The following is a 12,510-nucleotide window of genomic DNA, read 5'->3' on the forward strand; positions in this document are numbered from 1 at the left end:
CGCATAACCTCTAACTATTGTTGATCCAACAAATTGTATTTTTTTAGATAACCACGTAATTGATGATACGTTAAACCAAGTACTTCTGCAGTTTTCTTTTGATTAAATTGGCTATGTTCGAGTGCTTTATTAATCATGTTTATTTCAAAGTCGTTTGAGCGTTCTTTTAAGCTGCATGGAAATTGAATATTAGCAGCAAGCTCAATGTTTTGTTGTACAACAGGAGTCGCTGTAATTACAGGCTCTGGTGCAATTATTGGTGAGGCTGCAACGGCTTTTACACGTGGCTTTGGTCTAAATGGGCTATCGAATGGGTCTAAAATAATCTGGTGAACGGGGATATGTTCACTGCCGTGACGATATAAGCTACGTTCAACTACGTTTTTAAGTTCTCGTATATTACCAGGCCAATTGTAACTAAGGAGTGTTTCGGTAGCACTTCGAGTAAAGCCGCTAAATAATTCCCACTCTAAATCACGTGCCATATTCATCGCAAATTGCTCGGCAAGTAGCATAATATCGTCTTGGCGCTCTCGCAGTGGCGGTAGGGTAATTACATCAAATGCTAAACGGTCGAGTAAATCACTTCTAAACTCACCTTGCTCAGCTAAATAGGGTAAGTCTTCGTTTGTAGCACACACTAAACGAGTATCTACTTTTACTGTTTGTTTGCCGCCAACACGTTCAAATTCGCCGTATTCTATAACGCGTAGCAGTTTTTCTTGTACCATTGGCGATGTGTTAGCCAGCTCATCTAAAAATAAAGTACCGCTATTAGCGCGCTCAAAACGACCTTCATGGCGTTTACTTGCACCTGTAAAAGCACCACTTTCATGACCAAATAATTCACTTTCGAGTAGGTTTTCGTTAAGCGCTGCACAGTTAAGCTTTACGTAGTTTTGCTCCCAACGTTTGGATAAAAAGTGTAAGCGTGCTGCTATTAATTCTTTACCTGTGCCGCGTTCACCAATAATAAGTACCGGTTTATCTAAATTAGCGAGTTGCGATACCTGATCTAATACAGACAGAAAGCTATCTGATTGGCCGAGTAAATTATCTTGCTGGCGATATTGGCTCATATTTCCTAACTCTTGGTCATTTTTACTAACAGTTAGTGTATTTCATAATCATAGATAACTAAAGTAATTTGTCTATATAGTTTAACGTAATGAAAATACAGTGTATTTTAACTTTTGAAAAGTTGGCAAGCATATTGATACTAGTTAGAGCAGACTAACTAAGTTTAAATTACAGAGGTAAATGTTATGGGAATTTTTTCACGTTTTGCAGATATTGTTAATTCTAATATCAACGCCATTTTAGATAAAGCAGAAGACCCAGAAAAAATGGTTCGTCTGATAATTCAAGAGATGGAAGATACGCTTGTTGAGGTACGTTCTACGTCAGCTAAAACATTGGCAGAGAAAAAAGAAATTGTACGCCGTGTAGAAACACTTAAAGCACAGGTAAGTGATTGGCAAGATAAAGCCGAACTGGCTTTAAGTAAAGACCGCGACGATTTAGCGCGTTCAGCGCTACTTGAAAAGCAAAAGTCGGCAGATGCAGTAGCCGCAGTACAAAGTGAGCTTGAAAATGTAGATTCTCATATTGAAAAGCTACAACAAGAAGTTACAACACTTCAAGATAAGTTAGCTGATGCTAAATCACGTCAAAAAGCGATTATACTGCGTCAACGTTCGGCTGAGTCGCGCCTTGAAGTGAAAAAAGCGCTTGATAGCTCAAAGGTAGAAGATGCTCTTAATCGCTTTGAACGCTACGAAACTAAAATTGATGGACTAGAATCTCAAATTGAGTCTTACGATTTAGGTAAACAAACGTTAGCAGACGAAATTGCTGATTTACAAAAAAATGAAAAGATAGATGATGAACTAGCCAAACTTAAAAAGAAGCTGGCTAATAAATAATTACATATAAAAATATATGGGGCCCATGTGCCCCAGCTTAAAAACATCAAAACGGATTGTCAGGAGAGGATTATGTTTGACCCAGAGATACTAGTTGCACCATTTATCTTGTTTATGATTTTTGTTGCTCCACTGTGGTTAATTTTACACTACCGTAGCAAAAAACAAGTAAGCCAAGGGTTAAGTGAACACGAACATCGCCAGTTACTTGAACTCGCACACAAAGCTGAAAAAATGGCTGATAGAGTAGAAACGCTAGAAGCATTGCTTGATCAAGAGTCACCACAATGGAGACGCAAAGTATGAGTACCAAACGCGAATTATTAAGAGACCCAAAGCGTGGTAAAATTGCCGGCGTATGTGCGGGATTAAGTGACTACTTTAATATGGAGTTATGGTTAGTTCGCATTATATTTGTTAGTGCGGTACTGCTAACAGGTGGTCCATTATTTGTGGTAGCGTATATTGCAGCGTGGTTTATTTTAGATAAAAAAGAACCTGCTACAGCGAATACAAATTCAACTAAACATGACGATCCGTTAGAAGTAAAATTTAAAGTCTGGCAAAAAGGCGAGCCACCACGCCGCGCATTGCAAGATTTAAAAGAGCGCTTAACGCGTGTAGATGTTCGCTTACAAGATATGGAACGCCATGTTACTTCGAGCGAATTTACGGTAAGCCGTGAAATTAATAAACTTTAAAGGATTTATAAGCACCTTGTTTGTAGCGTGATAAATTACGGCAGATAGGGTGCAAGACACTTTATGAGCCAATCATTTGCAAAAAAGACCTTTAAAAGCATTAAAGGCAAAGCACAAAAAGCCCTTCATCGCAGTTTAGACCAACATGTAAAACTGGCCGTAACAGGCTTAAGTGGTAGCGGTAAAACAGCGTTTATTACTGCGCTTGTTAAGCACCTAACAACCCAAGCTGATGATAAAAACTTACCTTTTTTTGATGTGATGCGTGAGCATCGCCACATTGCCACAAAAGTAGTGCCGCAAGAGGCGCTAAAAGTGCCTACGTTTGATTACCCTCGAGCACTCAATGCTTTATTACCAAGCGATGGCGAACCGAGTTGGCCTGCATCAACTGAGCGAATTAATACATTACGCTTGGCAATTAAATATCGAAGTAACGCAGGACTGCGCGGGCACTTTTCACCGCAATCAACGCTTTATTTAGATATTATTGATTACCCCGGTGAGTGGCTGCTTGATTTACCTATGCTTGAGCAAAGTTACGAGCAGTGGTGCACCCAACAATATCCATTATTAACACAAGCGTCGCGTGTAAATACATCAAGTGATTTTTTAGCTGCCGTTGAGCAACTCGATTTAAATGCACCTGTAGATGAAAGTGCACTTGCTCATATTGCACAGCTTTATCAAAGTATGCTGGTAGGGCTTAAAAAAGACACCAAATTAGCCATGTTACAACCTGGTCGCATGTTAATGCCTGGTGACTTACAGGGTGCACCGTTGTTATTGTTTTTTCCGGTATCGGGGGATCATATAAATAACGACGTTGTATCGGGCTCAAACTTAGCGCATTTAATAAAGCGTTTTGATGCCTATATAAAAGAAGTCGTAAAACCATTTTATAATGAGCACTTTAAGCACTTCGATCGCCAAATAGTACTTGTAGATGTACTTAGCGCATTAAACGAAGGGCATGAAACCCTGCAAGAGCAAAGCAGTGTAATAAATCAGTTACTCGCTCATTTTAGTTATGGAGAGTCGGGCTTTTTTAAACGCTTGTTTAAACCCAATATTGATAAAATATTATTTGCGGCTAACAAATCAGACCATATAAGTGCTAAACACCATAAAGACTTAGCGTTACTGCTCGATTCACTCGTGCATGAGCAAAGTAATCATTTAAAGTTTGATGGTGTAAAAATAGAAACCATGGCTATGTCGTCAATCGCAGCGACACAATCGCGCCAAATTACCGACAAAGGTCAAACGCTTGACTGTATTTACGGAAAGCCTTTAAACGAACTTGAATGGCTTACTTATTTACCGCCACAGCCACCAGCGAGAATGCTCAATAAAAGTGAGTGGCCTGCACAGGGGTTTGAGTTTTTATCGTTCTCCCCTATGGCAAATCCTGATAAACAGCTAAAACATATTCGATTAGACCATGTAATGCAGTACCTGCTAGGAGACAAATTAACATGAGTGAGTTAAACCAACAATTTCAAGCAGGGCGTCGAATTAACGCACAAAGTATTGAACAAGATGAGTCTGTTTTATCAAGTGCAAAAGTTATTCAGCACGGGCAAAGTGATTACGAAGACCTTGAAGATGAAGCACTTGAGCCAGAAATTGACTTAGAACCTGTCTATAAAAAATCAAAATGGCAAACCCTCAAGGGTATTTTTGCTATTAGTTTTTTGATACTGGTACTTTTAGAATTTGCGTTTTCGTTAGTGTTCGCTTTTGAGCAATCCGTTATTTTAGGGAGTGTTTATTTAACCGCCGTTGTAAGCGGTGTATTACTAATAGGGCGCTTGTTATGGCGAGAGTATCGAATGCTGCGCAGTTTAAAGCGTAATCAGTTACATAGAGTTGAAGCTGATAGACTTTTAAATAGTGAGCAAGTAGGTGGTGCATTACCTTGGTTAGAAAAGCTTAATAAACACCAAGAGCTTGATAACTTTGAAACCTTTAAAAGCCAAGTAGCTACGCATCACAGTGACAAAGAAATAATGACGCTATACGCCAATAGTTTATTAATAACGCAAGACACTAAAGCTAAAAAGCTAATTAATCGCTTTGCAACTGAGTCTGCATTACTGGTGGCACTTAGTCCACTTGCACTGGTCGATATGATGGCGGTGCTTTGGCGCGGTACAAAACTTATTGAGCAAATAGGTAAAATTTATGGCATTGGTTTTGGTTATGCGAGCCGTATAAAGCTATACCGTATGCTTATAAGGCAAGTCATGTTTGTAGGCAGTGCAGAGTTAGTGTCGGATTTAGCCGCCACAGCGCTCAGTGCAGAATTACTTGGTAAACTGTCGGGTCGTGCGGCTCAAGGTATAAGTGCGGGTATTTTTACCGCGCGAATTGGCTATAAAGCAATGGAGCTTAGCCGACCATTACCAAGGCTTGAAAATAAGCGCAGTTTATTAAAAGAGACGGTACAAAGCATTGCGAGTAAAATTATTAGTCGTAAAAAGCCAGCAACGCCAGAGTAAGTATTTTTAATAAGTGTTTTAAAACTACTTTAAATAAATTAAAGCTCACAATGACTTGGCAATATTTGTGTACAGCTATATGCATAAACTTTTCACAAATAGCCATCTGAGCATCCGGCATGCTTGCTGTTTGTAAGCCCATACGTTTTGATTATGAAATCGATAAAACATAATAATCAAAAAAATGAGCCTACAATGAGCAAGCATCATATAAATACCCAGTGTATTCACGGACCACAAAAAGCAAACGACCCGCACGGCGCACTCACTTCTCCTTTGTATCAAACCTCTACCTTTCATTTTGAAAATGCTGCACAAGGTGCTGCGCGTTTTGCAGGCGACGAGCCTGGCTATATTTATACGCGTTTAGGAAACCCTACAACTACCGAGCTTGAGCAAAAAGTTGCTCAGCTAGAAACGTGTGAAGCCGCAGCTGCAACCGCAACCGGAATGGGGGCAGTGTCTGCGTCGGTATTAAGCTTTTTATCGCAAGGAGATCACTTTGTTGCCTCAAGTGCTTTATATGGATGTACCTTCGCGTTTTTCTCGCATATGTTGCCGCGCTGGGGAATCGAAGTCACTTTTGTTGATATGACTAACGAGGCCGAATTACGCGCAGCAATTAAACCTAATTCAAAAATGATATTTGTAGAAACACCCATTAACCCCACCATGGCGGTAATCGATTTAGCACTTATTGGCAGTGTAGCAAAACAGTACAACTTAATTAGCGTGGTCGACAACACCTTTTTAACGCCTTTACTGCAATCGCCTAAAAAATACGGCATTGACATAATAGTGCACAGTGCAACTAAGTACTTGAACGGGCATGGCGATGTAGTAGCGGGTATTGTATGTGGATCGGCCGATCATATAACGCTTATTAAAATGACCGTATTAAAAGATATTGGCGCAACTATTAGCCCACATGACGCATGGTTAATTAACCGAGGTTTAAAAACCCTTGCTATAAGAATAGAGCGCCATTGTCAAAGCGCACAGATTATTGCCGAATATCTAGAAGCGCACCCACAAGTGAGCACCGTATATTATCCAGGGCTTAAATCGCATCCTGGTCATAAGTTTATTGGTAATCAAATGAAAGCCGCTGGTGGTGTTATTGCATTTGAAATAAAAGGCACATTGCAAGATGGTGCGCAGTTCATTGATAGTATGAAACTTTGTACTTTAGCAGTAAGTTTAGGTGATGCTGAAACTCTTATTCAGCATCCAGCTTCAATGACTCACTCACCTTATACTCCCGAAGAGCGAGCTGCAGCAGGAATAAGTGATGGCTTGATCCGTCTATCAGTTGGGCTTGAAAATGTTAACGATATTATTGATGATTTAGACCATGCTTTCACTCAAATTCAATAGCTGTATTTAAATGTGTACAGTGTTTTTGCTTCTGCAGACCTTTATTTAAAGGTCTGTATTTTATTGTGGTCACTGGTGTAAATTTATATTTACGAATGTTGTGATCGTGCCAATTATAGATGTTAGCCTACCTATTAAACTTCTCTTCACTTTTGCATAGTATGGGGTCATTCGATATTTGATTGATTTTAAGTATCACACTTACACCGATTTAAGGTTAACCCCAAGAAGGTACTTATGGCTAAAGCAAGTAAATACACCTCCAAAACACCAGACGAAAATGGGGTTATACATTGGAGTGATGAAGAAAATAAAATTTGGTCTGAACTCGTAGCACGTCAACTTAAATGTATAGAAGGCAAAGCGTGTAACGAGTACATGGAAGGTTTAAAAGTAATTAATCTGCCACACGATCGCATTCCGCAATTAAGCGAGTTGAACGAAGTGTTGCTAGCGACTACCGGTTGGCAAGTAACCCCTGTTCCAGCGCTTATCGACTTTGATGAGTTTTTTAGATTACTTGCTAACAAGCAGTTTCCTATTGCAACGTTTATTCGAAGCCGTGAAGAATTTGACTACCTGCAAGAGCCAGATATTTTTCATGAAATATTTGGTCACTGTGCAATGTTAAGTAACCCAGACTTTGCTGAGTTTACGCATAGATACGGGCAGTTAGCTTACGCAGCGCAAAAGAAAGACCGTGTATACCTTGCACGCGTTTACTGGTTTACAGTTGAGTTTGGTTTAATGCAAACCGAAGATGGCTTGCGTATTTACGGCGGCGGTATTTTATCAAGCCCAGGAGAGACTCAATACGTATACTCAAATACACCAGAAATCAGCCCAATGAATGTGCTTGATGTACTGCGTACTCCGTACCGTATTGATATTATGCAACCACAGTACTACACCATAAATTCGATTCATGACTTGTTTGATATATCGCAAATGGATGTTATGACTTTAGTTGAGCGAGCTAAAGAGCTTGGCTTGCACGACCCAAAATTTCCACCAAAAGAAAAATTAGCCAGTTAAACATTAATGCTAAAAAGCTAAAAGTAAGGATTTAGAATGACTTCATTAAGTACACAAAAATGCGAAGCCTGCCACGTAGATGCGCCAAAAGTATCTGACGAAGAGTTAGCGCAATTAATTACTAAAATCCCAGACTGGGTTCCAGAAGTACGCGACGGCATTATGCAGCTTGAGCGTGTTTATAAATTTAAAAACTTTAAACAAGCTATCGCGTTTACTAACAAAGTCGGCGACATGGCTGAGGACGAAGGTCATCACCCTGGTTTATTAACCGAGTGGGGCAAAGTAACCGTTACATGGTGGAGCCATTCAATTAAAGGCCTACACAAAAACGATTTTATTTGCGCAGCTAAAACAGACGACGTATTTAACGCGCTGTAAACCACCCTAATTGAGCAAACCAACGAAAGCACTTATTTTATAAGTGCTTTTTTGGTTTTGGGATGTCACTAGCGTAGGTTGGGTTGAGTGAAACGAAACCCAACGATTTAATTTTTCTTGATAAGTTAATGTAAGCCATGCCCATTAAAGCTATTGACTGAATTTAGATCGTAGTGTTTTTTAAATGCTTCAAACTTCAAATTAGAAAGCTCTTCAACCCCTTTTCTAGTTATTTTTATCATATTGATCTTATCTTCATTTTCATTTTCATTTTCATCTTCAATTTCTATTAAATCGCTTTCAAATCCCCATGCAGATAAAGTCTTACTGTTTTTTAAAATATATGTTGAATCTGGATAGAGGTTTTCATGATTCACAGAGGAGCTTAGAAATTGCTCTAAGAATCTTATTTTATCTATTTCAGGGTTTGCTAGTTCGTTTTTTAAAATGTTTTCATCTAACTTTACAGCTGCAAATAAATCAAACACGTTATTAATTTTGTCTTTGTACTCTTTAAATATATTTTCATCTTTTGTTCTGTAGTCTGTGATAATTTTATTTGCTTTAGAAAGTTCTTTGTTTAAGGAGGTAAATTCGGTTTTGTAGAAATCTCTTAATGAGTTTGAATCTTCTAAACTTAGACTGTGGGGTTTGAAAAACTCAGGTAGTGACTTTATTTGAAACTCTTTAGTATAGGCTATGAAGCGTGTGTAAGCAGCGGTGAAAAGCGGTAATAAAAATACAAGCACCAGGCTAGAGGTGAGTGGTAAAAATAAATTTAGGTGCTAATCAGAGTAATTTTCGGTAATACTTTTTATTTTATAAGCAGCATCTAGATTTGAGAAGCATATGAAATAAACAGCTTTCCAGTTGAAAAAAAACCAAGATACAATGAAGCTACCTAATAAAGGATGAGTAACTTTATCTGTTATAGATGATTTTATTGAGTTTGATAGGTCTGAAAGTGAAGACATTATAAGTCCTTTTAATTAATAAAAGCTCTAAACCCAAAGGGCTTAGAGCTTTCTATATACAATTAAAGTTCAGCTAAAACACTTAACTTCAACGTATCGTTGGGTTTCGTTTCACTCAACCCAACCGACTATTACTCATCAATTGAGCGTAGTAGGGCGTTAATGCCTACTTTTTCACGTGTTTGCTTATCTACTTTCTTCACGATGATTGCAGCGTAAAGGCTGTGAGTGCCATCTTTTGAAGGTAGTGCGCCTGGTACAACTACTGCGCCTGCTGGTACACGACCGTAATGAATTTCGCCTGTTTCGCGGTCATAAATACGGGTGCTTTGGCTGATGTAAACGCCCATTGAAATTACCGCGCCTTCTTCAACAATTACGCCTTCCACAATTTCAGAACGTGCGCCAATAAAGCAGTTGTCTTCAATGATGGTTGGGTTAGCTTGTAGAGGCTCTAAAACGCCGCCTATGCCTACGCCACCTGATAAATGTACATTCTTACCAATTTGTGCACACGAGCCAACAGTCGCCCATGTATCAACCATGGTGCCATCGTCAACGTATGCGCCAATGTTTACGTACGATGGCATAAGTACTACGTTTTTACCTACAAAGCTGCCTTTACGCGCTACTGCGTTTGGCACTACGCGCATACCGCCTTGCTGAAACTGCTCTGGCGTGTAGTCGCTAAATTTAAGTGGTACTTTGTCGTAAAACTGGTTTACGCCGTCGTTCATTGGTTGGTTGTCGCGAATACGAAACGACAGTAATACTGCTTTTTTAAGCCATTGATGTACAACCCATTCACCTGATATTTTTTCAGCAACGCGTGCTGCGCCGCTATCAAGTAAATCTAGTGCGTCGATAATAGCTTGTTTTACGTCGCTTGATACTGTGCTTGGGCTAATGCTATCGCGGTTGTCCCATGCGTTTTCGATCATCGTTTTTAAATCTGACATGTGTGTCCTCTATTCTGTTTCGGCGTTGAATTTTTTACGTAATGCCTGATGAATCTTTGCTTGCTCTTCATCAGTCAGTGCTTGGTATTCGTTATTTGATACAACAAAGAAATCCTCAGCACGTTCACCTACCGTGGTAATACGGGCAGCGTGAATGTGTAGTAAATGCGCTTGGAAAACTTCGGCTATTTTGGTCAATAAACCTTGTATATCGACGGCTTGAATTTCTATTAAGCTGCGGTCTTTACGTGCATGTGGTCGCAGTATAATTTTAGGTTTAATATTAAAGTCTTTAAAGCGCTGTGAGCGGTTCTTTTTAAAGCGTATTTTTCTACGAGGGTCGCTAAGCGCTTGCTCTAATCCGCGTTTAATCGATTGCGCACGCCCACTTGCAATAGGCTCGCCATTAACTTCCAGTATTACAAAGCTAAATAGTACGTAGCCATCTTTGGTGGTAAGCACCTGCGCATGCTGTATTTGCGCTTTTTTAGAGCCAATTACACTCACCAAACGCGCAAACAATACGCTAGAATATGGGCTGTATACAAACACTTGTGTACCGCCGTGCATTGCTCTATTTGATACAACAACACTGGGCTGGCTTAAGTCGGGGCTATTTAATAAATGCTCACTTTGCCACGATATTTGTTGTTCGCTAAAAGCGGTGTAGTAATTTGCTTTAAAACGACTCCAAATTAAATCAATTTTTTCCTCAGCATAACCTAAGTTAATAAGACGCTGTTTTGCTTGGTGTTTTTTATCACGAATTTGGTCGCGTTGATCCATCGGGTTTTCGAGCCCTAATCGCAATGCGCGTTGCGTATGCAAGTAAAGCTCACGCAGTAGGGTGTTTTTCCAATCGTTCCATAGGTTGTCGTTTGTTGCACGTATATCGGCAACGGTTAAACAATATAGGTAGTCGAGTTGGCGCTCTGTTTTTATGCGTGTTGCAAAGTCTTTTATTACAGCAGGGTCGTTAATGTCTTTACGCTGCGCAGTAACCGACATAAGTAAATGGTTACTTACAAGCCATGCAACTAGCTTAGCATCAGCCGATGAAAAACCATGTAATTTAGCAAAAGCTATAGCATCGACCGCGCCGAGCTCGGAGTGATCGCCGCCACGCCCTTTGGCTATATCATGAAAAATACCGGCTAAATAAAGCAGCTCAGGTTTATCCATTCGAGTGACAATTTCACTACAAATAGGAAATTCGCTGATACCTGTTTTATTAAAATATTGGTATATATTTTTAATTAGCTTGTGGGTGTGCTCATCAACGGTATAGGCATGAAATAAATCAAATTGCATTTGCCCAAATATATTTCGCCATTGCGGCAAATAGGCAGCAAGCATGCCGTGTTTATGCATTAACGTAAATGCGCGACCCATGCCGTTAGGGTGTTTAACAAGACGTAAAAAAGCTTCACGACACGCTGCGTAATCTTGTAAATCGCCCAATAAACGACGGCGTACTTGGCGAATAGTTCGAATAGTACTTGGGTAAATATGCGTTATTGCTGGGTTGTCGGCTATGTGCTCAAATAATACAAAGAGTTGGTCACGTCTAAAAAATACTGACGGATCTTTAACTCTTATTTGATGACCAACTTGTTCAAAGTTTCTGTCGAGTTCTATCACCATATTTTCACTACTTTCAGGCATTATACTTTGTTCAAAGTATGAAAGTAGCATTTGGTTTAGTTCTCGTACGCGGCTCATTATTCTAAATAAGCGTTTCATCATACGTTCAACAGACGCTTTGCCGTCGCTACCAAAACCTAAAATTTCAGCAGCTTGGGGTTGATGATCAAACAATAAGCGGTTTTCGGCTCGGCCTGCGGCTAAATGCAGTGCAAAGCGAATGTTCCATAGGTTTTCTAGACACTCTGAGAGCTCTTGAAACTCTTCGTGAGTTAAGTAGCCGTGGCTTATTAACTCTTGCAGGGTTTCTGTTCTAAAGTGCTTTTTTGCTACCCAAATAATGGTTTGCAAGTCGCGCAGACCACCTGGGTTTTCTTTAATGTTTGGCTCAAGATTATACGCGGTGCCGTGGCACTTTCTGTGACGTAAGTTTTGCTCTTGAACTTTAGCAGTAAAAAATTCACCAGAGCGCCATACTGGTGTTTCGATAATATGCATTTTGAGTTTTTCAAACTCAATGTGATTACCAAAAATAAGGCGACTTTCGAGTAAGCTGGTGGCAAAGGTGACATCGTCACGTTTTTTTTCAATTGCTTGATCGATTGTATGTACGCTATGACCTATCTCTAAATTGAGATCCCATAACATAGTGACAAACTGACCTATTTTTTCACATACATCTTCGCTTGGTTGCTGTGTAACAAGCAACAAAAAGTCGATGTCGGAGTAGGGGTGCAGTTCTCCGCGCCCATACCCGCCTACTGCAATTAATGCTAAGTCAGATTCATGAGCTAAATCGTAAACATGAAACAGTTTGATAAGTAGGCGGTCAATAAACTCAGCCCGGGCATTAATTAAATTCCCAACCGGTTGTTTAGAAAATTCGTTATGTAACCATTTATAAAAATAGCTAGAACAATCGCGATAATCACTCAGTTGTTCAGCATCGCTAAGCAACTTTTTTACTTTGTTGGGTAATGCCACCTGGGCGAGCTCCTGTTATTGGGCGT

General features: G+C 39.8%; 12 protein-coding genes. 8 read left to right on the plus strand and 4 right to left on the minus strand.

Translation table 11 applies throughout. The features are described from left to right. Window positions 1–14: 14 nt before the first annotated feature. On the minus strand, window positions 15–1,079 hold the full coding sequence (pspF, locus tag GQR56_RS02325) for a phage shock protein operon transcriptional activator (protein ID WP_024612317.1): 1,065 nt from the start codon (window positions 1,077–1,079) through the stop codon (window positions 15–17). Window positions 1,080–1,265: 186 nt separating this feature from the next. Between pspF and pspA the strand changes: the two genes are divergently transcribed. From pspA to GQR56_RS02365, 8 genes are all read left to right on the plus strand, one after another. Next, on the plus strand, window positions 1,266–1,925 hold the full coding sequence (gene pspA, locus GQR56_RS02330; protein WP_024612318.1) for a phage shock protein PspA: 660 nt from the start codon (window positions 1,266–1,268) through the stop codon (window positions 1,923–1,925). A 72-nt stretch (window positions 1,926–1,997) separates the two neighbouring features. Further along, window positions 1,998–2,231 (plus strand): envelope stress response membrane protein PspB, encoded by a 234-nt coding sequence (gene pspB, locus GQR56_RS02335; protein ID WP_024612319.1) that lies wholly within the window; start codon window positions 1,998–2,000, stop codon window positions 2,229–2,231. Then, entirely contained in the window at window positions 2,228–2,626 is a 399-nt protein-coding gene (gene pspC / locus GQR56_RS02340) for an envelope stress response membrane protein PspC (protein ID WP_166109014.1), read from the plus strand. Before pspB ends, pspC begins: the two co-directional genes overlap by 4 nt. A gap of 63 nt (window positions 2,627–2,689) precedes the next feature. Then, complete coding sequence (locus GQR56_RS02345; RefSeq protein WP_166109015.1) at window positions 2,690–4,108, plus strand: YcjX family protein; 1,419 nt, start codon at window positions 2,690–2,692, stop codon at window positions 4,106–4,108. Then, window positions 4,105–5,130, plus strand: coding sequence for a TIGR01620 family protein (locus tag GQR56_RS02350; protein ID WP_166109016.1), 1,026 nt, complete (start codon window positions 4,105–4,107; stop codon window positions 5,128–5,130). Before GQR56_RS02345 ends, GQR56_RS02350 begins: the two co-directional genes overlap by 4 nt. A gap of 195 nt (window positions 5,131–5,325) precedes the next feature. Continuing rightward, complete coding sequence (megL, locus tag GQR56_RS02355; protein ID WP_166109017.1) at window positions 5,326–6,507, plus strand: methionine gamma-lyase; 1,182 nt, start codon at window positions 5,326–5,328, stop codon at window positions 6,505–6,507. A 237-nt stretch (window positions 6,508–6,744) separates the two neighbouring features. Further along, entirely contained in the window at window positions 6,745–7,542 is a 798-nt protein-coding gene (phhA, locus tag GQR56_RS02360) for a phenylalanine 4-monooxygenase (RefSeq protein ID WP_166109018.1), read from the plus strand. Window positions 7,543–7,578: 36 nt separating this feature from the next. Then, window positions 7,579–7,923 (plus strand): 4a-hydroxytetrahydrobiopterin dehydratase, encoded by a 345-nt coding sequence (locus GQR56_RS02365; RefSeq protein ID WP_166109019.1) that lies wholly within the window; start codon window positions 7,579–7,581, stop codon window positions 7,921–7,923. Between the two features lie 125 nt (window positions 7,924–8,048). Here the strand turns inward: GQR56_RS02365 and GQR56_RS02370 are convergent, their stop codons facing one another. The 3 genes from GQR56_RS02370 to glnD form a co-directional block, all read right to left on the minus strand. Next, window positions 8,049–8,672: a DUF2192 domain-containing protein gene (locus GQR56_RS02370; protein WP_166109020.1), complete on the minus strand. Its 624-nt coding sequence runs from the start codon at window positions 8,670–8,672 to the stop codon at window positions 8,049–8,051. A 356-nt stretch (window positions 8,673–9,028) separates the two neighbouring features. After that, window positions 9,029–9,856 carry a 2,3,4,5-tetrahydropyridine-2,6-dicarboxylate N-succinyltransferase gene (gene dapD / locus GQR56_RS02375; RefSeq protein WP_002958324.1) on the minus strand — a complete coding sequence of 276 codons (828 nt, stop codon included), beginning with the start codon at window positions 9,854–9,856 and terminating at the stop codon, window positions 9,029–9,031. A 9-nt stretch (window positions 9,857–9,865) separates the two neighbouring features. Then, window positions 9,866–12,484, minus strand: coding sequence for a [protein-PII] uridylyltransferase (gene glnD, locus GQR56_RS02380; protein ID WP_166109021.1), 2,619 nt, complete (start codon window positions 12,482–12,484; stop codon window positions 9,866–9,868). Window positions 12,485–12,510: the final 26 nt, after the last annotated feature.

Source organism: Pseudoalteromonas sp. Z9A5 (assembly GCF_011378875.1).
In the GTDB taxonomy this organism is placed as follows: Bacteria; Pseudomonadota; Gammaproteobacteria; order Enterobacterales; family Alteromonadaceae; genus Pseudoalteromonas.

Bases quoted from the DNA above. Each gene is read 5' to 3' on its own strand.
- phhA (WP_166109018.1), top strand. From the start codon at position 6,745: ATGGCTAAAGCAAGTAAATACACCTCCAAAACACCAGACGAAAATGGG.
- GQR56_RS02365 (WP_166109019.1), top strand. From the start codon at position 7,579: ATGACTTCATTAAGTACACAAAAATGCGAAGCCTGCCACGTAGATGCG.
- pspF (WP_024612317.1), bottom strand. From the start codon at position 1,079: ATGAGCCAATATCGCCAGCAAGATAATTTACTCGGCCAATCAGATAGC.
- dapD (WP_002958324.1), bottom strand. From the start codon at position 9,856: ATGTCAGATTTAAAAACGATGATCGAAAACGCATGGGACAACCGCGAT.
- pspA (WP_024612318.1), top strand. From the start codon at position 1,266: ATGGGAATTTTTTCACGTTTTGCAGATATTGTTAATTCTAATATCAAC.
- GQR56_RS02345 (WP_166109015.1), top strand. From the start codon at position 2,690: ATGAGCCAATCATTTGCAAAAAAGACCTTTAAAAGCATTAAAGGCAAA.
- pspC (WP_166109014.1), top strand. From the start codon at position 2,228: ATGAGTACCAAACGCGAATTATTAAGAGACCCAAAGCGTGGTAAAATT.
- megL (WP_166109017.1), top strand. From the start codon at position 5,326: ATGAGCAAGCATCATATAAATACCCAGTGTATTCACGGACCACAAAAA.
- pspB (WP_024612319.1), top strand. From the start codon at position 1,998: ATGTTTGACCCAGAGATACTAGTTGCACCATTTATCTTGTTTATGATT.
- GQR56_RS02350 (WP_166109016.1), top strand. From the start codon at position 4,105: ATGAGTGAGTTAAACCAACAATTTCAAGCAGGGCGTCGAATTAACGCA.